At 59.6% G+C, this 21198-nt stretch carries 17 protein-coding genes; 11 read left to right on the top strand and 6 right to left on the bottom strand.

What is annotated here, in order from left to right:
• Positions 1-9: 9 nt before the first annotated feature.
• The 4 genes from N2602_RS39110 to N2602_RS33720 all read left to right on the top strand — a co-directional run bounded on the left by N2602_RS39110 (position 10) and on the right by N2602_RS33720 (position 6387).
• On the top strand, positions 10-921 hold the full coding sequence (locus N2602_RS39110; protein WP_409241939.1) for a condensation domain-containing protein: 912 nt from the start codon (positions 10-12) through the stop codon (positions 919-921).
• A 106-nt stretch (positions 922-1027) separates the two neighbouring features.
• Positions 1028-2281 carry an IS21 family transposase gene (gene istA / locus N2602_RS33730; protein WP_260380783.1) on the top strand — a complete coding sequence of 418 codons (1254 nt, stop codon included), beginning with the start codon at positions 1028-1030 and terminating at the stop codon, positions 2279-2281.
• On the top strand, positions 2278-3141 hold the full coding sequence (gene istB, locus N2602_RS33725; RefSeq protein WP_407120139.1) for an IS21-like element helper ATPase IstB: 864 nt from the start codon (positions 2278-2280) through the stop codon (positions 3139-3141). The genes istA and istB overlap by 4 nt, the downstream gene beginning before the upstream one ends.
• Positions 3142-3201: 60 nt before the next feature.
• Positions 3202-6387 carry an amino acid adenylation domain-containing protein gene (locus tag N2602_RS33720; RefSeq protein WP_260380808.1) on the top strand — a complete coding sequence of 1062 codons (3186 nt, stop codon included), beginning with the start codon at positions 3202-3204 and terminating at the stop codon, positions 6385-6387.
• A gap of 138 nt (positions 6388-6525) precedes the next feature.
• On the opposite strand, the gene N2602_RS33715 is transcribed toward N2602_RS33720, so the two are convergent.
• A complete protein-coding gene (locus N2602_RS33715) occupies positions 6526-6732 on the bottom strand; it encodes a hypothetical protein (protein ID WP_157287949.1) in 207 nt (68 codons plus the stop codon).
• Positions 6733-7077: 345 nt separating this feature from the next.
• Here N2602_RS33715 and N2602_RS33710 point away from each other — a divergent pair, with 345 nt between their 5' ends.
• The 3 genes from N2602_RS33710 to N2602_RS33700 all read left to right on the top strand — a co-directional run bounded on the left by N2602_RS33710 (position 7078) and on the right by N2602_RS33700 (position 9682).
• On the top strand, positions 7078-8847 hold the full coding sequence (locus tag N2602_RS33710) for a hypothetical protein (RefSeq protein WP_157287951.1): 1770 nt from the start codon (positions 7078-7080) through the stop codon (positions 8845-8847).
• Positions 8848-8859: 12 nt separating this feature from the next.
• The gene (locus N2602_RS33705; RefSeq protein ID WP_260380807.1) at positions 8860-9351 is read left to right on the top strand and encodes a nucleoside 2-deoxyribosyltransferase; all 492 of its coding nucleotides are present in this window, start codon (positions 8860-8862) and stop codon (positions 9349-9351) included.
• Between the two features lie 91 nt (positions 9352-9442).
• Complete coding sequence (locus tag N2602_RS33700) at positions 9443-9682, top strand: hypothetical protein (protein WP_260380806.1); 240 nt, start codon at positions 9443-9445, stop codon at positions 9680-9682.
• Positions 9683-9905: 223 nt separating this feature from the next.
• Here the strand turns inward: N2602_RS33700 and N2602_RS33695 are convergent, their stop codons facing one another.
• On the bottom strand, positions 9906-10493 hold the full coding sequence (locus tag N2602_RS33695; protein ID WP_260380805.1) for an N-acetyltransferase: 588 nt from the start codon (positions 10491-10493) through the stop codon (positions 9906-9908).
• A 1030-nt stretch (positions 10494-11523) separates the two neighbouring features.
• The gene (locus N2602_RS33690) at positions 11524-11655 is read right to left on the bottom strand and encodes a hypothetical protein (RefSeq protein ID WP_260380804.1); all 132 of its coding nucleotides are present in this window, start codon (positions 11653-11655) and stop codon (positions 11524-11526) included.
• A gap of 848 nt (positions 11656-12503) precedes the next feature.
• On the opposite strand from N2602_RS33690, the gene N2602_RS33685 reads away from it, so the two are divergent.
• Positions 12504-12818, top strand: a complete 315-nt coding sequence (locus N2602_RS33685; RefSeq protein ID WP_260380803.1) for a helix-turn-helix domain-containing protein — start codon at positions 12504-12506, stop codon at positions 12816-12818.
• Entirely contained in the window at positions 12815-14059 is a 1245-nt protein-coding gene (locus N2602_RS33680) for a type II toxin-antitoxin system HipA family toxin (protein ID WP_260380802.1), read from the top strand. The genes N2602_RS33685 and N2602_RS33680 overlap by 4 nt, the downstream gene beginning before the upstream one ends.
• Before the next feature lie 118 nt (positions 14060-14177).
• On the opposite strand, the gene N2602_RS33675 is transcribed toward N2602_RS33680, so the two are convergent.
• Complete coding sequence (locus N2602_RS33675) at positions 14178-14327, bottom strand: hypothetical protein (protein ID WP_260383772.1); 150 nt, start codon at positions 14325-14327, stop codon at positions 14178-14180.
• 738 nt (positions 14328-15065) lie between these two features.
• On the opposite strand from N2602_RS33675, the gene N2602_RS33670 reads away from it, so the two are divergent.
• The gene (locus N2602_RS33670) at positions 15066-15368 is read left to right on the top strand and encodes a hypothetical protein (protein WP_260380801.1); all 303 of its coding nucleotides are present in this window, start codon (positions 15066-15068) and stop codon (positions 15366-15368) included.
• A 24-nt stretch (positions 15369-15392) separates the two neighbouring features.
• Here N2602_RS33670 and N2602_RS33665 read toward each other — a convergent pair whose 3' ends face one another.
• Entirely contained in the window at positions 15393-15515 is a 123-nt protein-coding gene (locus N2602_RS33665) for a hypothetical protein (RefSeq protein WP_260380800.1), read from the bottom strand.
• A 2190-nt stretch (positions 15516-17705) separates the two neighbouring features.
• Between N2602_RS33665 and N2602_RS33660 the strand changes: the two genes are divergently transcribed.
• Positions 17706-19274 carry a S10 family peptidase gene (locus tag N2602_RS33660; RefSeq protein WP_260383771.1) on the top strand — a complete coding sequence of 523 codons (1569 nt, stop codon included), beginning with the start codon at positions 17706-17708 and terminating at the stop codon, positions 19272-19274.
• A gap of 565 nt (positions 19275-19839) precedes the next feature.
• On the opposite strand, the gene N2602_RS38835 is transcribed toward N2602_RS33660, so the two are convergent.
• Entirely contained in the window at positions 19840-20157 is a 318-nt protein-coding gene (locus N2602_RS38835) for a hypothetical protein (RefSeq protein ID WP_311738715.1), read from the bottom strand.
• Positions 20158-21198 lie beyond the last annotated feature (1041 nt).

Below are 21198 nucleotides of genomic sequence, written 5' to 3'. Positions count from 1 at the left end.
ACGCCGCAGATGCTGCCGCTGATCGAGCTGGCTCAGCCTGAGATCGACCGGATCGTCGCCACGGTGCCTGGTGGCGTCCGCAACATCCAGGACATTTATGCGCTGACGCCGCTGCAGGACGGCATCCTGTTCCATCATCTGCTGGCCAGCCGGGGTGATCCCTATCTGCTGGTGTCGCAGATGGCGTTTGCCGACCGCAACCTGTTGGAGCGCTATCTTGGTGCGGTTCAGCAAGTGGTGGACCGGCACGACATCCTGCGCACGGCGTTTGTGTGGGAGGGACTGTCGAGTCCGGCCCAGGTGGTGTGGCGTCGTGCCTCGCTTCAGGTGAACGAGGTCGAGCTGGATGGCTGTGATGGTTGCGCCGCCGATGGGCTCCGGCGCCGGTTTGATCCGCGCCGGCAGCGCATCGATCTTGGCCGGGCACCCTTGTTGCGGTTTGTGACCGCGCGCGATCCCGGCAGCGGGCGCTGGCTGCTGCTGGAGCTGCAGCATCATTTGATCGGGGATCACACGACGCTGGAAGTGATGCATGCCGAGGTGCGGGCCATGCTGGCAGGGCGGGCCGATGAACTGGCCGCGCCGCTGCCGTTCCGTAATCTGGTGGCGCAGGCGCGTCTTGCTGTTGATGCCAAGGCGCATGAAGAGTTCTTCCGAGGGCTGCTGGCCGACATCGACGAGCCGACCATGCCGTTCGGGCTAAGCGAGGTCTACGGCGACGGCAGCGGCGTCGGCGAGGCGCATCGGATGCTGCCGCAGGCGCTCAACGAGCGGCTGCGCGAACAGGCGCGGCGGCTCGGGGTGAGCCTGGCCAGCCTGTGCCATCTGGCCTGGGGACAGGTGGTGGCGCGCAGCAGTGGCCGCGAGCAGGTGGTGTTCGGTGTGAGTGGCGGAGTAATTCTCCCCACTTATGGCATTTGAAAATTCCCCAGTTTTCGTGACGGCCGACCTTCCAGGGCATGCCCTGGACGGTCGGCCGGCGCGTCGAATCGCCGACGTTCCTCCTGCAGGCGAAAGGGAGGGCGCGGTGCTCAAACTTGGGGAACTTGTCATGATCCTGGATTTGCATCGTCAAGGTCTGTCGGTCAGCGCTATCGCCCGGCAACTTGGTGTCGACCGAAAGACGGTCAGGGCCTACATCGCCAAAGGATTGGAGCCGCCGGTCTACAAAAAGCGAGCGGTGCGGCCTGGAATTGTCGACCACTTCGAAGCTTATTTGCGTGAGCGGCTGGCTGCCTATCCTGCGCTCACCGCCGTGCGGCTGTGGCGTGAGCTCAAGGAACGCGGCTTCGTCGGCGGTTACAGCATCGTCCGCGATCGCGTGCGCGAGCTGCGGCCTGCCCAGCCGGCAGCCTTCCAAGTGCGTTTTGAAACTCCAGCAGGTGAGCAGGCGCAAGTCGACTTCGCCAGGTTCGAGGTCGAATTTGTCGATGAGCCAGGGGCCAAGCGCATCGTCTGGCTGTTCTCGATGGTGCTCGGCTACTCACGACTGATCTGGGCGCGGTTCGTTGTCCATCAGGACCTGCAAACAGTGCTTCGCTGCCATATCGCCGCTCTGGAAGCGATCGGCGGCGCTCCGCGCGAGATCCTCTACGACCGCATGAAGACCGCTGTCCTTGGCGAGGACGCCGAGGGGCTCGTGGTCTACAACCGCGCGCTGGTCGATCTCGCTCGCCATTATGGCTTCCAGCCGCGCGCTTGCCGGCCTTATCGGCCCAAGACAAAAGGCAAGGTCGAGCGGCCATTCCGCTACATCCGCGAGGACTTCTTCCTCGGCGGGGTCTTCCGCAATCTGGACGACCTCAACGGCCAGCTCCGCCATTGGCTGGATACTGTCGCCAATCCGCGGGTGCATGCCACGACCCATCGGGTCGTCAATGAGGCCTTCGCCGAGGAAAAGGCGGCACTCCAAGCCTTGCCAAGCGCGCCCTACCGGGCGGTGTTGCATCTGGAGCGACGGGCCTCGCACGAAGGCATGGTGAGCGTGGGCGGCAATCTGTATAGCGTGCCTGATACGACGCGGCGGCGGGTCTTCGACGTCCACGTCCTCGCCGACGAAATCCGCATCTTCGAGGGCAGCGTGCTGGTGGCAAGTCATGCCCCGCTCGAAGGTCGGGGCCAGAAGCGGCTCGATCCGGCACATCGCAAGCTCGCCAGCTTCGGCCGACGCCCCAGTGCAGAACCCATCACCCTCACGCGCGCCGGTGACCACGCCGTTCGTCGCTCGCTTGACTTCTACGCGGCCGTCGGCCGCCGCCTGGCAGCCCAGGAGATCGTATGATGAGTGCTTCCTCGGTCATCGAGCGCGTCAAGACCAACCTGGTCAGTCTGAAGATGCCGCGCGCCCTGGAAATCCTCGACGTCACCCTGCGCGGCCTCGAACGCGGCGAAATTAGCGCCCTCGACGCCATCGATGCCTTGCTCACCGAAGAACTCACGATGCGCGAGAACCGTCGCATTAAAATGGCGGTTCAAATGGCCAAGTTGTCGGCCATAAAGACGCTCGCCGGCTTCGACTTCGCCTTCCAACCGTCGCTCGACAAAAACCGCGTCCTGGCGCTCGCCGGATTGCAGTTCATTAATCGGGCCGAGGCCGTCCATCTCATCGGGCCACCAGGGACCGGCAAGACCCATTTGAGCCTCGCTCTCGGCGTGGAGGCCGTTAAGGCAGGGCGCAGCGTCTACTTCAGCTCCCTCGCCGATATCGTCGCTTCGCTCGCCAAGGCCGAACGTGACGGCGCTCTGCGCGAGCGGATCCGCTACTACTGCCGGTTCGCGCTGCTCATCGTCGATGAAATCGGCTACCTCCCGGTCACTCCCGGTGGCGGCAATCTGTTCTTCCAGCTCGTCAACGCCCGATATGAAAAAGGCGCTATGATCTTAACCTCGAACCGGGGCTTCGCCGAGTGGGGAGAGATCTTCGGCGATTCCGTCGTCGCTACCGCGCTGCTCGATCGCCTCCTTCACCACGCCGTCGTCATCCAAATCGAGGGCTCGAGCTATCGCCTACGCGAACATGCTGATCTCGTTCCCGAGACAATCCGACACAAAACGCAGGCAACCGCGAACCCCATTCCCCCGACCCTGAAACGCCGGGGCCGGCCACCAAAAGACGGAGGTGCTGATCACGTCGACGGCTGATCGCCATCCCGCCAACTGGGGAATTTTGCGGCGCCACTTCTGAGGAGATTCCGTGCGCCGTTGACATTCGGCACGGTGCTGTTCGGCCGGATGCATGCGGGTGCGGGCGCCGACCGCACAATGGGCCTGTTCATCAACACCCTGCCTGTGCGGCTTGCCTTGGACGAGACCGGGGTTGCGGCGAGCGTGCGCAGCACCCACGCGCAGCTTTCCGAGCTCTTGGCGCACGAGCATGCCTCGCTGGCGCTGGCGCAACGCTGCAGCGGCGTTGCGGCGCCGGTGCCGCTGTTCAGCGCGCTGTTGAACTACCGCCATAACAGGCCGGCAGCCACGCCCGGCCCCGGACCGGATGATGTCCTGTCGGGCGTGGAATGGCTCGGCAGCGAGGAGCGCACCAACTATCCCGTGACCCTGTCGGTGGAGGATTATGGCGAAGCGCTCGGCTTGACGGCGCAGGTGGCGGCGCCGGTCTCTGCGGATCGCCTCTGCAGCTATATGCAGCGGGCGCTCGAACAACTGGCGCAGGCGCTGGAGCATGCCCCCAACACGCCGGTGCGCGAGCTCGACATCCTGCCGGCCGACGAACGCAGCTACCTGCTGGAGGAGTTGAACCGGACCGCGGCGGCCTATCCGTCGGAACAGTGCATCCATGAGCTGTTCGAGGCGCAGGTGCAAAAGGCGCCGGACGCGATGGCGGTGGTCCACGAGGACGAGCGCCTGAGCTATGGCGAGCTCAACGCGCGGGCCAACCGGCTGGCGTATCATCTGATCGCACTCGGAGTAAGGCCCGATCAGCCCGTGGCGATCTGCCTGGAGCGCAGCCCGGCGATGGTGGTGGGACTCTTGGCGATCCTGAAAGCGGGCGGCGCCTACCTGCCGCTGGATCCGGCCTACCCATCTCAGCGGCTGCGCCAGGTGCTGGGCGATGCCGCGCCGCGGCTGCTGCTTTGCGATGCGGCCGGACGCGCCGCACTCGGCCCCGAGGTGCTGATCGATGTAACAGTGGTCGATCTGGACACGGCCACGCCGGTCTGGGCCGAACGGCCGGCTTCGGACCCCGACCCGCGCACGCTTGGCCTCACATCCCGTCATCTCGCCTACGTGATCTACACCTCAGGCTCAACCGGAAACTCAAAGGGCGTCATGGTCGAGCATCGGGGGTTGGTCAATTTGATGTTGGCTCAGGTCGGTCTTTTTGGCGCTTCTTCCAACAGGCGCGTGGTGCAGTTCGCCTCAGTTGGGTTTGATGCAAGCGCTTGGGAGCTTGTTATGGCGTTTGGCTCTGGAGCCGCATTGCACTTGCCTGCGGACGAGATCCGTCAAGCGAGTGACAAGCTCTCGGATTATCTCCGGAGCGAAGACATCACCCATGCGACGCTACCCCCAGCGATGCTTCAGGCAAGCAAGAATCTGGAATGTTTGACTTCACAAGTTCTCATTCTTGCTGGAGAGCTGCCGAAGGCTGAACTGATCCAAAGTCTTGCCCCGGCATCAATTGTCAACGCCTATGGCCCGACCGAAACAACAGTCTGCGCAACAGCCTGGAATTGTCCGGCTGATTTTGCTGGGGCAGTGGTCCCGATCGGCCGTCCGATTGCGAACACGCGGGTGTACCTGCTGGACGGGCATGGCGCGCCCGTGCCGTTCGGGGCGGTGGGCGAGCTTTACATTGGCGGTGCGGGAGTGGCGCGAGGTTACCTGAACCGCCCCGAGCTGACGGCCGAGCGGTTCATCGCCAGTCCCTTTGTGGACGGCGATCGGCTGTACAGGACCGGCGACCTCGGGCGTTATCTGCCGGACGGCAATCTGGAGTTCCTGGGCCGCAATGACGACCAAGTGAAGATCCGCGGCTTCCGCATCGAGCCGGGCGAGATCGCGGCGCGGCTTTGCGAACACGCCTTGGTGCGCGAGGCGGTGGTGGTGGCGCAACAGGATCGCCGCGGCGACAAGCACCTCGTCGGCTATGTGGTGTGTGCGCCCGAAGCTCAATCGGATGAGGTGGATGGCCCTGATCTTGCCAACACCTTGCGCGCGCACTTGAGTAGCCGGCTGCCGGACTACATGGTGCCGTCGGCGTTCGTGCGGCTTGAGGTGCTGCCGCTGACGGTGAACGGCAAGCTCGACCGCAAGGCACTGCCACAGCCTGCTGACGATGCCTATGCACGGGCGGCCTATGAGGCGCCGCAGGGCGCAGTCGAGACGGCGTTGGCACGGATCTGGGCCGAGCTTCTCGGGCTGGAGCAGGTCGGACGCAACGACCATTTCTTCGAACTGGGCGGCCACTCGCTCCTAGTGGTGCAACTGCTCAGTCGCGCAGTCGATCTCGGGCTCAAGTTCAGCGCCGCCGACCTCTTCCAAGCCCCCCTTCTGAAGGAAGTTGCATCGAAAGTTCATTTGGCGCCACAGCCCAGCAGTTCGGGAGTGATTTGTGTTCGCGAAACCGAATCGCAGCCGCCGCTGTTCTTTGTTCCCACAGGTTTGGGCGATTGCTCCTATGTCCCCAGTTTGGCGCAAGAACTGGACGTCGACTGTCCTGTTTACGCTTTGCCATGGCCGCAATTCAGTGCATTTCAATTTCCAACTGTTGAAGAGATAGCCTCGCAACTCCTTCTCCCAATAAGAGAGATCCAGCCACGAGGTCCATACCGGCTCGCTGGATACTCATCAGGGGGATTCTTGGCCTACGCGATTGCGCAGCAGTTACTGGATCACGATGCGGCTGTTTCATTCATCGGTCTAATTGACGTTGAACTATCTTCACATCCATCAAGCGTATCGCCCACCCAAATGATACAAGAAGTGCTCCTGGAATCTCTTGAACTAGACGACGAGAAGTTCGAAATCCTCAACCGCTTCGCTGGACAAAGCTCAATTTCCGGACTGCTTGAAAAGGCTCAAAAGATGGGGGCGATCACGCCGGAGCGTGATGTACGCAATGATATTCTGACGTATGAAAGGGCCACGCAGTTCCAACAGGCGCTGCGCTTATATCAAGTTCCGTCCCTCTCAGTTGAGATACACCAGTTCTATGCGAACCGGCCTCTTAGCAGTCGGACACGTTCTCGAAGAACTTCGCTAGGTCCAGAAGCAACTTCGCCTTTGCGGGGTTGTGACCGAATTCTAAGTGCAAAGGCCATTCATGCCGTGCCGATTCCAGGCGACCACGTGACTATGATGGATGTCCGCGAGAACCGCCAAGTTCTGGGTCGGGCGATCTCAACGGCATTAATCGGGACTCTGAAATAGACGTCCGTTCTTTAATCGCGGACACGGTGTCAAGGCACCCGCTGTCAGCGTTGAAGCGATGGGTGCAATCATCTGGCATTAACGCAAAAGCCCCGGTTGGAGTGCCGGGGCTTTTCTTTTCGATCGCAGACTCCAGAATCACTTCTGCGATAGTTTGTCCGTCGCCTTTGGGTCCGAACGTCCATCACTGCGGATGTTGGATTCCATCCGCGACTGAATTTCAGTCAGGACCTGCTCGCCGCGAGCGCCGTAAACCTCGGCAAAACGACGACGAACCATCTCGCCCGCCCAATTTGCGGAGCGGCGATTTGCTTCTTCGTACGCTTCATCAACCAGGATAGTCACGGTTCACCTTTTGCAAGAACGAATCAAATGACGGTAGCAGCTTCGCGTCATCCAGTTAATCGTCCGTCTACGCCAGAGCGTTCGTGGTTCAAGCAAAACACATGCGCGCTTCTGAGTCGAGGCAGATGATCTTCTCGCCCGCGTCGGGGCGTCGCACTGGCGCCGCTCCTCTGGTGCTTATTTAAGTTGAAACGCTGCGCTGCACAACCCTTGCTTACAAACTTGTCATGATAGATAAAGGCGGAACTGCCTTCCTGTTCCCAATTAACCATCTTATTGAAAATGCCTCCATTTTCTCCTTCAGCTGGCCCGAGGTTTCTGAGCGTCGGGGCGGTCATTTCCTGGGTGTTTCCCGACGGCCCTGATCAGCAGAACAAGAGGCTGCAGGACGCGGCGAGTTTCCCCCCGGATCTCTTTGCGGTTGCCGCCCTGTTGCTCCAAGTCGGGGGCGCCTATCACTATTTTGTGCCGCGAGGCGCTCGTGACGCATGGAGCGAAGCGTGCGTCTGCATTGAAGACGCCGATCTCCAGAACTGGCAGCGAATTGGAAAAAGTTGGGCGAAGCAATACCCCGAACTGCCAAGCGAAATACAGCCTCTTTGGAAAGAGTTATGGAAATCTAGGAAGGAGCCAGTCTTCAAGGAGCCCGAGGCAGGAAAGCCGGCCCCGAGCTGGTGGAAGGTTTGTTGGGCGCTTATGGCCATAGCCGACGAGGCTTGCGAGAACGTTGGTTACATCCATGTGGACGACAAACAGAGCGATTGGCACGGGAGTTGGGTTGCCCTCACTGTGGACTATTGTTTGCGCAATTCGTCGGACGGCATTACTCCGTCAGATCGCCACCGTCGCGTTGACAGGCAGATTGCAAGCATTTGCCTAATGGCGGATCGCGACGTCGTCTGCGTCCAGCCGAAATCTCACACGCCCGAGGTGGGCTGCACGCCCCGCACGTTGGCTCACAATCTGGCGCTTCTTCCGCCGCGAGGCGAGATGCGTGCGCATTGGCAGCGGCCACCTCAATATATGTTGCCAGAATCTCGGACCGATCTTCGCTTGCTCTTAATACCGTATCCATTCGAGCTTGATGCCGAATGGTTTCAAGGTGAGAAGGTGATCAGCGAAGACGAGGTCGGAAGATCCGGTCGAGCCAAGCCGTGGGGTTGGTTTACGCTCGATCAGCACTGGCTGCCGAGAAATCCACAGTCTGTCGTAAGAATGGTCGATCTGCTCCTAGACCAAGCCAGAGCGAAATCGGGGAGTATCAACGGAGTTGTTTTCCCAGAATATGCTCTAGATTGGAAATCGTATAAGGCAGTCGCAGACAATCTTCGGGACAAGCATCCTGATGTAGAATTTTTTGTTGCAGGCTCGAGCGATAACTGCGCGGGAGAAAAGGGAAATTTCGCACTTTCGTCTCATTTTTTTGATGAGACCAAAAACGATCAATCCACCAGGATGGCAGCGACCACCAGTCGCGCCAAACACCATCGGTGGCGGTTGGACTCGCATCAACTCATTAGCTACGACCTCACTAAAGCTCTCGATCCACGATATCTGTGGTGGGAGAAGATTGTGCTTCAGCAGCGTGAGATTCACGTCAAGGTAATTCGGAGTGCGTCGGTATTCACTACGATGATCTGCGAAGACCTCGCCCGTAGCGATCCATGCCATGAAGTGTTGCGGGCTATTGGACCGAATTTGGTATTCGTGCTCCTCATGGATGGACCGCAAATCCCTATTCGGTGGTCCGCGCGTTATGCGACGGCGCTTTCAGACGATCCTGGCAGCTCAGTTCTAACATTTACTTCTCGGGGGTTGATATCGAGGTCAAACGCTGCGCTCGAAAGAATGTCGCCAGAAGAGAAGGGATCGCGAGAACCCAGTTGGGCAGTCGGACTCTGGAAGGATGCAACAGGCACTGCACAGATGGTGCATTGTCCGCCGGGCGATCATGGCGTCGTAATTAGCCTCCACGGCGATCCGCTGTTTGAAGCGACGCTGGATGCCAGACAAAACTCTGATGCGTCGCGTTGGAGGATTGTCGGTTCGCCTATAACGGTATCGTTAGATGCCGTTCGTGATGCCAGCCTAATTTCGGAACTGAAGCTCAAATAACGGAGCCGAGAGATGCATACCGCAAAGAGAGTGTACCTCGCAGGACCTACGGTTTTCCTGCCCAATGCGCTCAACGAAGGGAATGTGCTCAAGAAGGTTTGTGCCGAACACGGTCTGATCGGCGTGTTTCCTTTGGATGAATTGGAGTCCGACGTCGGGGCCCAGAAAATATTTGAGCACAACGTTAGCTGCCTTCGAGGATGCGACGTTGTCGTTGCCGACGTTTCTCCGTTTAGGGGGCCGCATGTTGATGATGGGACTGCCTTCGAGATCGGCTTCGCTAACGCTATAGCTCTCCCAATCTTCGCATACAGCCGCGACATTCGCCCTCTCGCTCGGCGAATATCGGCGAAGAGAGGCCCCGATCGGCGGTTGAGGGACGAACAAGAGCTCGAAGTCGAGGATTTCGGTCTCAGCCAGAACCTGATGATATCGTGCGCGATAGCCGGACTGTTTGATAGCGCCGCGGAGGCGATACGTGCGGCAGCGCGAAAGCTAAGCTGACCCTGCTTACCGAAAGCTTGGCTGGTGGTGATTGAATCGACATTGGCCTGTCCGATCATTGGCCCAAGACCGATCCAACCTAGCGCGTACTTTGCGTTTTTTCGGCTCGCAGATCGGGATTGTTTGTGTGGTGAATTGTGACCTTGTCCGGCATCAGGAAGAGGTTAGGGAGAAAGCCATCGAGGGGATGAAGCGCGGTCTCCGCTTGCAGTCGCTGCTGAAAATCTTCAAGGATCTTAAGAAAACCTATCGAACGATCGCGATCCTGAATTTGCCGCTGTTTACAAAGCTTGGGCGGCGGGAGGCCGGGCGCGGCTTATCCGGGCGATGACGAACACGAAACGGCGGAATCGGTTCAACGAGATTTTTGCGCTTCTCCCAACTGCGCTTCCCACCAGGTTGCGCTTCGATGACGTTATTTTGTAAGCCCCGCTTCAATGGATGCGAACTCAACGCCTGTTTTCGATTGACAGAATTCGGCGAATGCTTGCCATCGGTTCCCTCATAAACTGCGCATTGATCCGCTATCGTAGGCCTCCGCGACCGCTGTACGCTTAATACGCCGTCCGCAACATTGGCGTCAGTGGCGGCGATCCACCGTGCTGTATCTCTCCAATAACCTTGAAGCCATGGCGCTGGTAAAAAGGAATGTTCTTTGGATTCGAGCTTTCGAGGTAGGCAGCGGAGGCCTGCTCATCACATCGTTGGAGAGCGCGCTTCATCAGCAATGTGCCAAGCCCTTGCCCGATCCAATTCGGATCGACGGCAATGAGAGGTAGATACCAATGTGGCTCGGAGGGACGATGTTCGGCCATTCCTCGCCTTAGGTGGGCCATGTCTTCACTTACATCGGGGCTTAGCGACAGCGCCATTAGTACGTTTAGAGCCTCCTCATCCTGCTGCACGCCGGGAGGCAGCCACAGAGCCGCCGCGCGACTGTCTCCCGTGGCGTATGCTGTGCCATGTTCGAATGCTCGTCCGCCAGAGGCGCTAATGTACTGCGGCATGCTCGTAAGATATTGCCGGATGTCAGGCCAACTCCAGCGCATCAACGGATCGGCGGCAAAGGCGCGTACAATGGTCCAAACAGCGTTTGCCTGAATGCTTGCGTTGGCAGTTGTGATATCCGCCTCCATTATCATGATATGGCCCTTCGAGCGCGGAATGATGAGGTTGGAATATGGAACCGATGTGGATGTGACCAGAATGTGTGCAAGGCGGAGTGGGCGTCGGATGCGTTTGTTTGCCGTCTAGGCACTCATCCTGATCAAGGCCTCGCCTAGCCGCTTCGGACGAAGCTTGCTCAATGGGAGACCCGGATCCTTATACGTCACGGTGAGGACCCGTGCTTGTTGCGCGGTACGCGTCATGTGATCGTGCAAGGAAGGTGTGCTAACAACAACGTTTGGCAGCCCGACGATAGCAACTAAAGCCAAGAGCAGTCTTGCTTTGCCAAAACAATGCGAACTGGTGCTACTCGTGGAAACTGGATTCACTTGACCAGTTTAAACACCGCGATCCAACGTGAAACCTACCAAATTTAGGGGGCGCGTTTGTCATCATCTTCAAGTTTATTTGCGAGTAAAAATCTCGCCCCAGTTGGTCGGGAAGATTCCCAGCCTTACCGCCCGGAACAGCGATCGCGCTTGAGCGCAAAGCCCCGCCGCCCTGGAATCTCTGCGCCCCGCCGGCAGAAGAAGCAGCGTCCTGACCTTCGCGTCCAAGGTTGGCACGTTGCGATGACGAACGGCTCCGTCAGCGCGCCAAGGACCTCCCTGCGCAGGGTCTTGGACGTGACACGTTGCGGAGCGGCGGCGGGGTCGCGCGACGAAATGTTCACCCCAACCTACAGGTGGGTGGCAGCGTCGCGCATTCCGGCGCCGAAGTCGCCGGCGATGGTGAAGATCTGCGCCGGTGTCGCCGTCTCCGGGCCCCGCGCACGGCGAAGGCACGGCGCAGGCCAATGATTAAGAATGAAACTCGCGAAGCTATTGGGCAAAAGCTCCTTGGCGTCCTCCCGCAATAGACGTGACCGGACACATGATGGCCGAACTCATGCGCGCAATTGTAGGCGTGCCGCGGCAGCGCCCGTCGCGCAGAGAGATGAATGCGCAGAAGGGCGCCGCTGATACATTCCCTCCATGTTGATGTTGCTAAAGCGCAAAGCGACACTCAGCGTCTCGCATAGCCTGCAGATGGAAAATCGACCGGCTTGGTCGAGCTTCGCTTGTCGCGGGTGGCCGTGGTGGCCTGCATGGTCTGGGTCGCAGCGCGGCGGTTAAAGCTGAGCTTCGTAGTGCGCATCACATTTATCAGCGATTGCCGCCGTTCGCGGTGGAATCGCTGCGCATGGCGGCTAATTGCTTGAGCAGGCGTTCCAGATCATGGGGTTTGAGAGTTGGAGAGTTCCGTGCGGCAAGCTCAAGCCGAGGGTCCTGGGCATCGAACGGTCTCGGGCGCTTTGCCGAGCAACCGGGCGACCTTGACGTCATAGATTTCGGCAAGCCGGGCAAGCTCGCCAGCCGATACGCGGTGATTGCCGGATCCCATCTGGCTGACGGATCTTCGCGACGTGGTCTTGTGACAGGCCGGCCAGCTTGCGCGCTTCCTTCAGGCGCTAGGCGATCTGCCACCGTTTGGTGGAATCGAGCTCGGTCATGCTGCGGCCGCTTCCCTCTCGCTCAGCCTCTTGAGTAGATCGCGGACGAAACAGCGGTCTCCTCGATGGAGCGCGGCAGCTTGGTCGTCTCGTCGAAGTTCGCGTCGTTTGGGATCGTCGCACCGATCTCGGCGGTGAGCCAGACCTTGCTATTGAACCTTCGGCAGGCTCTCGACGGGCTCGGTGCCGGCGCTGAGAGGAGGGCATTCGAGGCGATCGGCCTGAATCGGACCTAGGATGACGAACAGCTTCTCTTTCAATGCGAAGGGGTTCCCAGGACACCTCCTTAATCCGATGATAGGTAAGATAATCTCACACCCGCACGTCAAAGGCCCGTTTCTGGCTTAGCCACTCGATTGATAGCCGGGTGGACGAAGGCGTTTCGCCACCAGGCCGCAAATGATACGTTTACGGACTCTGTCAACGTTCCTCTTGTTTGCGCTCGATGATCTGTTTACATATCAATTTATCGCAAGAGATCCGAAAGCGTATCATGGCCTCCATCCCGGACCCGCTTCTCCAAGAACTCGGTCTGCGCTTCCGAAAGGCCCGCATGGCTGCTGGCTTGTCTCAGGAGCAAACCGCTCTTCGCGCGAACATCAGCAGACCTCGCTATCGCGACATTGAAACGGGAGCTGCTGCCGCCCGCGCAACGACACTCGTCAATGTCGCCCGCGCCCTTGGCATGGAAATGATGTTGATCCCGCAGGCGATGGTGCCCGCCATTCAGTCGATGCTGCAGCCGGCGGCCGACGATGAAGATCGCCCCGCATTCACGTCAGATGCCGAAGAGGACGAACGGTCATGAACCAGGCTGTTCTCGCGGCTGAACGAGTCCAATCGCTCGATATCTCATTGAACTATCTTCCCGTCGGCACCCTGGTTCGCACGCCGGGTGACTACCACGCGTTCAACCTTTTGCCCGCTTACCGGAGCATGAACAATCCACCGATCTTCAGCCTGTCGCTTCGCTCAGCGGATGGCGGCCTCCGGCGGGATCCCAAACCTTTACGCGGGGCGCTACCTCCCTTCTTTGCGAATCTGCTGCCCGAAGAGAAACTGCGCGAAGCGATGGAAAAGCACCACGCCGGGTCAGTCAGGCCGGGAAACGACTTTGATCTCCTCGCTGCGCTCGGAACCAACCTGCCAGGAGCGGTACGCGCGGTGCCAAGCGACGGTAGCCCTGATCCAGCCGGCCCGGAGGCCGAAGGCAAAAAGAAAGCACGCTTCTCGCTCGCCGGCGTTCAGATGAAGCTTTCTGTGATGAAGAACACAGGAAAGGAGAGGAGGATCACGCTTGCCGTCGACGACGAGCAAGGGCAATACATCGCGAAATTTCCCTCCCTCACGCACATCGGACTCTCAGAAAACGAATTCGCGATCCTGGCCTTGGCGGAAGCGTTGGGAATGGAAGTGCCAGCACGCGAACTCGTCGAAAAGACGGAGTTCACCGGCATTCCGGAAGAGTTCAACACCATGTCCACGGGCAAGGTGCTGCTCGTCCGCCGCTTCGACCGCGGCGCTGACGGCGCGCGCGTGCATATGGAAGACTTCGCGCAGGTCTTCGGGCGCTATCCGTCCGAGAAATATACCGGTGCAGCGTACCACAATATCGCTGCAGCGCTCACCAGCGGCGTCTCCTTCGATTCGGCAATCGAGTTTGTTCGGCGCCTCGCACTCACCGCAATCACTGGAAACGGAGATATGCATCTCAAGAATTGGTCGCTGCTTTACCCCGGAGATGGACGGACACCCACGCTATCGCCTGTCTATGACGTGCTCTCAACAGTTCCCTATATTCCGAAGGACGGGCTGGCCCTAAGCCTCGGCGGCGAAAAGTCGTTCAAGGCGCTGACTCCAGAACGCTGGCGCAATTTCGCGAACCGCAGCCGTCTTCCGGAAGGAGCGGTGGTGACCGCCGTAGCCGAGATCGCGGCTGCCGTGCGGGACAAGTGGTCGGTTCTTCCAGAGCGCGACGTTGTGCCTGCGCAGGTTCTCGCGCGGATCGACGCACATATCGATGAAATGGCATCTATCCTTGACCCCTGAGGTTGGCAGATCGTGAAATGCACATCATTCGCCCCAAGGTCTTTGCTTTTCCGGCGATCAGCTCTGACAGGTCGGAACGCGGCATCTATTTGCCGTTTGTTTGAGTGAACCTTTGCCATCAACTGGCAAATTCACACATCCGGCAAACCAGAAAACCGTCCTTTCCGTTCATGCGTTCGGCTATCTCGTAAAAAGCCGGCCCTTCGAACAGATCCGTATAGCTGTCCCGGAGAAGATTGCCTAAAACGTGCCGCCGCTCAAAATCCATGCAGCAGAGAGTAACGTCGCCATTTGGAACGGCCAAGCCTTTCCGCTTCCGGAGATGTGCAGAGCCGCGGGAAAAATCTGCGCGACACGGCGGGGGCAACGAAAAGCTGCATCCTTCCTCTGCGAGGAAAAGCCGTGGCACCTCGGGACATGGCGTTTCTATCAGCGCCGCAGCTACTTCGCGGTCCAGATTACTGAGACCTGGTAGCTGTGGGCGACTGAATCCAACTCGCCGATTATGGATCAACTGCAGGCGGACTACTTTCCAGCACATCGCAGCCAGTATGCCGGAGAATGCGCTGGCGCACTTGCGTGCTCATCGAGGCCCGAACGGGTGCGCGGCTGCTGATCGAGGGATCGCCAGATGTGCTCGATCGCGGCACTCTCTTGTTGCTCTCGAAAACAGGGCCGGCATTTCGGCGATGCGAATTGGTTCGACTCGATGGCTGCGAAGCCGATATTGAGTATGCGAGCGCACAAACCGCTCGTTCGCGCGGCAAAGCAAGGCGCACGCCGCGCGGGACGTGACCGGTCCTCAATGGATGACGCGATCGCTTGAAGGGAGCGCGAGAATACGCTCACGGGAGCGAGTCAAACCACAGTAATCACGAAGAGTGCTACCCGCGTAGTCCTGACGGAACGAGCCACGTTTGCGCCAGGTCGGTTCGATCATACGCGGGCTCATCGTATTCGGGCATTCGTGCCGTTGTCGGTGAGGGAGGCGGCTCCGAACTTCGGCTTGATCGATCCGGTGTTCCTGCCGCCGTTCTCGCAGGTGACCGGCGGGCGGATGGCAGCTCTGCAGACAGAAGAAGTGTACGACGACATCTCGGGGAGCGTGCTGCGTGCCTTGAGCGGATTTCTAATGTCGGTCGCCTTGATCGTCCCGCTTGGCCTAGGCGCCGGATGGTGCGCCCGGCTCGGAAATCTCCTGAATCAGTTCACCGAGATGTGCCAGAACACCGCATCACTCGCGGTAATGCCTGTCTTCATCCTGTTTCTGGACATTCGCGAGCTCTCAAGATCACGATGTGATATATAGAGAGCTGCGCCTGGTCGCTCCTGCTCAACGCACGATCGCGGCGGTGAAGCAGGTCGAGCCGCTCCGGATCACGTCGGCACGCGCGACGCCGCAGCAACTGTCCGCTGTGATCCTTCCGGCGGCGCTTCCGACGATCTTCGTCGGCATTCGCCTCGAGCGCCTCGTCATGCGCGTGCTCGTCGCATCCGAGATGGGCGGTGCCAAAGGGCTATTTCATCATCAACAGAAAGTACAGTTTTTGATCCCGCAGATGTACCCTTGCGATTACAGTCGCCGAGCTTACGTTCAGTGCCATCCTGCAGGTGATCGAGGGACATTTCACACAATGGAAAGCGCTGGCCTCTGCTTAATGGTCAGCAGAGCTCCGTTACAAGGGACGGACGAACTCGTCGCGCCGTTCCGAACCGGGTCTGCAGCCATGTCTCACCCACGATCCTGGAGCGCGATCGTATCAGCTGATTGCTTCCGACGACGGAAGCGATGGAAAAAAATAGAAAGTGGGCGATTGGCCTCACTGACTGCGGGATGCGTCCGCGCCCATTCTGGCCGCGCTGGAACGGTGATCGTGGCCAGCGGCACCCATACTCGTTCGAGCGTCACCGGATCGCGCAACTGGGCGACTGTGTCGGTGCGGATGTCGAGCCACTCGAACGATCGACCATGGACAGTGACAAGCTGAGCGGGCCGGAGTGTGGCGAAATGATCTTGACGAGAAACCCTTATCACTCGAAGGCTCGAATTCCATGTTCTCGAGCGAATTCAAGATGATGTTGTCAAACTGTTCAACTACGGGAAGTAGTGGCTTGACGGTCCCTGGCCGGAAGACCGCTAGTTGGTCGCCCATGGCACGCCGTGCCGTTCCTAGAACAGAAACGCTGTAGTGGGGTTTCGTTGTCCAGAAAGGCTTAGCCGGCGTTATTTGCAATGGCAATACTGCGTCTGGACAACGTTGCGGCAGCTCCGGTATCCTGCGCCTACGTCTGACCTCCGACGAGTTTGATGATGCGATCTGATCTTCAGTCCGCCCACCAGAGTGGGGCGAAGTGATTGCGGCACTTCGCCTGACAACGGATATGCTCGCCCCGCTCACTCGAGAGTGCACCGGAGTTCGTGACGCGACATGCTTCGACGAGGCGACCACCCGCCTCGATCGAAAGTGATGAGGGCCATGCCTCCCGGTAACTTTTGCCGGCATGAAGCTTGGATCAGAACTGGTCTAATTTGGTTTTCCAAACGTTTTCTGCGAAGCTCCTACTGAGCATCAGTCTCTCGCCAGTCGCTGTGGTGCCGTTTTCGGCGGAGCAATGCCGCAGCAAGCAAGGCTGACAGAGCATAGCGGCCCCTGGCAAAATCGGCCTGACCTCGCAATCTGATTTCGCCGCGATCAACCCGCTCGCCGCCAAGAACGCCGGCCAAAAAGTCGCTTGCGTGTGCAGTGCGGTCGTGTATTGTTGCAGTGCGGTAGCGCTTCACGCGACCGCCGTCCTCCTTGGACGTTTCCTCCCTAGACTTGGGCCGCTTGTCATTCGAGCGGCCCTTTTTTCCTGCAATTAGCTGGTTTGTCGATCGGCCGTCGCATTTGCGACATCAACCTGACAAGGTCCTAAAACCGAATTGCCTGAATCCTTTGCGAGCGCCTCCTTACCTATGCTGAGCGCAAGTTATGGTGGCGCGGAGCTTTTTTGATCCCCTAGCCCGTTTTGTTACAGTTGCGGATTGAAACGCCAATCCTCTGCGAGATCAGGAATTCGTGCCGTCAGCTGTACGCTAAAGCGTGACGGAACTCCGCGCGCAACTCACGTCGAAGATCATCCGGCAGAGCGATCAATGCAAGTTTCCCAATCTGCTTCCTGAGCGTGCATTAAGCTGGGGCAACACAATGCGCGCTCACGAGTGGTGTCGCGTTGGATAGCGCAATGGCGCCCTCGTATGCAGCGCTTCAACATGCATCTCGGTCGTGAGCAACGTAGCGTGTTGAGTTTGTCCGCCTTCCCGCTTGCCGTGCTACATCGCTGCAGATTTGTCCGAGAAGCCACCGCCGAAGCGGCTGTAGCCGAGTGCACGAACCGCATCTATCGGGCGAGATTCGGTTGTTCCGATGCAGCGCGCACCAGACGCTCTTAAGGCATCTGTTTGCTCGTCGAAAAATGATTGGCTTTTTCAAGCACCGTCTCCTCACGGGCGCTGCTGCCGATCGCCATGGGGTGGTTACTACCGGACTTGATAGGTTTGGTGGTCCTAGATTGTCAGCTAAGTCGTTGGGCCTTCTTGGGAGACACGCCTCATGCGCGCCGAGTGTGGCCGAGACGAAAACGCGGCCGGGATAGGAGAGACTCGATGCAATTCGCTTGGACTGCGCTTCGCCGCGCCGCTGTTGCGCTGGCCCTGTTTGCAGGTGGCATGATGGGGAGCGCTTTGGCCGACAATCCGCCGTCGCGCCCCGGGGCCACGACGCTGGCCGACCAGAAGGGCAGTCCCGGCGCGCGCGCCGGCCACACACTTAGCACGCTGTCAGCGGCCGAGCAGCATCGCCTTCCGCCGGACTCCACCACCAGGCAAGCGCTCGAGCTACCCGGGCGGACGCTCGCATTCACGGCGACCGCAGGTTCCATCCGCCTGTTCGACGACAAGGGCGAGCCGCAGGCCGACATCGCATACACCTCTTATCAGCTCGACGGTTGCGACCGCGCCACACGCCCCGTCGCGTTCTTCTTCAACGGCGGGCCTGGTGCATCGTCGGCCTGGCTACAGCTCGGCAGTGCCGGTCCTTGGCGGCTGCCGATCAATGCCGACGACGTCACACCATCGACCTCTCCGGAGGTGAAGCCCAATGCCGAAACCTGGCTCGATTTCACCGATCTCGTCTTTATCGATCCGGTCGGGACCGGCTATAGCCGTTTCGTCGCCACCGGAGAGGATGTCCGCAAGCAGTTCTTTTCCGTTGACGGCGATGTCAACGCGCTCGCCGTCGTGATCCGCCGCTGGCTCGAGAAGCACGACCGGCTGTTGTCGCCGAAATATGTCGTGGGCGAAAGCTATGGCGGCATTCGCGGGCCGAAGGTCGTGCGCCAGTTGCAGAAGCAACAAGGTGTCGGCGTTAAGGGTCTGATCATGGCCTCACCGGTGTTTGACTACAGTGAGTTCGGCGGCACGAGCCTTCTTCAATATGTCTCGACGCTGCCGAGCTATGTCGCCACGGTACGAGAAAGCAAGGGGCCGGTGAAGCGGGCCGATCTCGCCGACGTCGAAGCTTATGCGCGCGGCGAGTTCTTGGTCGACCTCGTTAAAGGCAGGGCGGATAAGGAGGCGGCCACGCGCCTCGCCGACAAGGTTGCCGCATTAACTGGGATCGACCAAGCGGTGAGCCGTCGGCTTGCGGGCCGCTTTGATGCCGGCACATTCAGCCGCGAGCTCGACCGCAAAAACGGCAAGGTGACCGGCCGCTTCGATGCCTCGGTGCATGGCTTCGATCCTTACCCCGAGTCTAGCTGCCCCGCCTACGGCGATCCCTCGGGCGAGACGCTTCTCGCGCCGCTGACCAGTGCCGCCGTCGATCTGCTTATGCGCAAGCTGAATTGGCGGCCGGACGGCTCCTACGAGCTGGTGAACGGCGCGGTCGCGCCGGCCTGGAATTATGGCCCCGGCCTCCCGCAGTCGCTGTTTGAGCTGCGCCAAATCCTTGCGACGGATCCGAAAATGAAAGTGCTGGTAGCTCACGGCCTGTTCGATCTCGTAACGCCCTATTTCCGCTCGCAGCTCGTGCTCGATCAGTTCCCTGCCTTTGCCTCGGCGCCGCGCGTCAAACTCGCGGTCTATCCGGGCGGGCACATGTTCTACTCGCGTGATGCATCGCGCCAGGCTTTTCGGGCAGAGGTCGAAGCCATGATGAAGCCGGCCCCCGATTAGGTCAAAAGGATGCGCTCACGCGTGGCGTATGTCAGCGTTTTCTTAGCTGCGAGACCTCAGCTGCAATCCTGGCGTGAGCTTGCGATTGCTTGGAGATTCCAACTATGGCCCATCTTGTTCGAAGCCGGCAGCCTTTTTGGCGGCGTCACCGGAGCGCAAATAGCCAGCTGGCAGTGCTCCATCGCGCACCGCCACGTTCTTCATCGCGGATAGTTCTCGGCCCACCTGAGCGCCTCCCCTTAGAAGCGCAGATAGTGAGGACCCGATCGGAACGCACGAGCGTCTGGTCTTTCTCGGCGCGAACCAGATCCAACGCGTGCGGCCTTCGATTTCACGAGCAAAGGAGCAATCCCCACCTCCGTCGCAGTTGCGACGTCTGGGGAAGTGCCGCGGACATCAAACAAGATAATCGATAGCGACGCTTTGTTTTACCCTATGGACCTCAATCAGAGCGGCAATTCTGGGCTGCTGTTGCAAGCCGAATGAGTGTTGAGTAGCCCCAGTATGGTCGAGCGGTGCAGAAGCCTGCCGCATCTGATTCTGGGAGCTCAGCAGTCAGACGCGCTTACGATGCGGTTTGGGGCCGATCCTCGCTTGCAGTGTCGACCAGGAGGGTCGCGAGTGCGGCACATTGGTTGCGAATATCGGGTATCGCCATGATCTCCCAAAAGGCCGCGCGTGTGATCGGACCCACCGCATACAGGCAGCGCGAAGCCGTGCCGTCGCGCTTGATGATCGCACAATTGCGATCTGTCTCAATGCCGATGCAGAGGGGGTCGACGCGGGCTAGACTGCGATCGAACAAACTACGCACTGCTGGATTGAGCGTAGCGCGCGGATCTTTGACGATACCGGTGCAATCGACGACGGCGCCGACTTGCATAGAGGATTGGCGTCGTCCCGCCGGCGGTACGTGACTCTGGCTCCGGTATTAGTGGGCTCGATGCTGGCCACCTTTGCAGCCATCAGGGTGAGCTGGCCGCTGTCAAGCGCCTGGGTGATGCGTGCTTCGACTTCCGGAGCCATCCGGTGCCGATGCACGTCCCACCAGGCACGCGCGTGTTCGAGAAAGCGGCGTTTCGATGCCCGGGGAGCTCATGCCACAGCCGCTGGGTATAGGGCCGAAGGCCATCGATGACACTGCGCAATCGACACCTACGGTCACATTCCGGTCTATACGATCGCGAAGCCAGCGTACTCGCCAACGGACCGTTGGAACGAGTGTTCACTCGTGTCCTGAATAAAGAAAATCGTTGTAATTCGTGCACGCAGTGTCAAGGTCGCCGCTGAAATGTCCGCTTCCTCAAAGCGCTTCCTGGCACGAGCGCCATCTGCATGACGCTGAGCGTCAATCAGCCGGGGCAAAGCTGGCCGTTCGTATTGCCTCACCTAAGGATGTAACGTTCCGCTCGACCGATGTAGCTCCGGCTTAGTCCGAGGTTGCATCATGGCGCGCAGGATCGGTAGGCACTGGGGACGCCGCGAAGTGCCCATTACACGCAGTGGCAGCCGCGGTCCCGGAATCACCGGCACGGCCGCACCTTTAGCCGTACGCAGGATGATCGGCTAGGCTGCTTTGCGTCTGAATTTCACCAGGGTGCACAGTTCGCTCCGCGGTTGCCGGCTCTCACGCAGGTCGCGCTCTCGTCTGTTCTCGCGCTGGCGCGGCTATGGTTAGCGGCTCGAGCATAGGCTCAAAGTGCAAGCCAGGACGACTGGTCGCGAGCTGAAATCGAAATGTAGATGTTCGGTGCAAGACTGGGTCTGGCCGCGATCCCATCGCCTGGACCTCCTAACCAGCTTTACCGCTAGGTGAATGCGATGCACGACGCAGACCTGCGCGCCGACTGGGAGGTCAGGCGGAGTGAGACTTGGCTCAGAGATAATCGCATCCGACGTAGCAGATGCGGGCCGGCGTTTGTCT

The sequence above is a fragment of the Bradyrhizobium sp. NC92 genome (assembly GCF_025200865.1).
In the GTDB taxonomy this organism is placed as follows: Bacteria; Pseudomonadota; Alphaproteobacteria; order Rhizobiales; family Xanthobacteraceae; genus Bradyrhizobium.
This window is presented reverse-complemented; position numbering and strand designations above follow the sequence as displayed.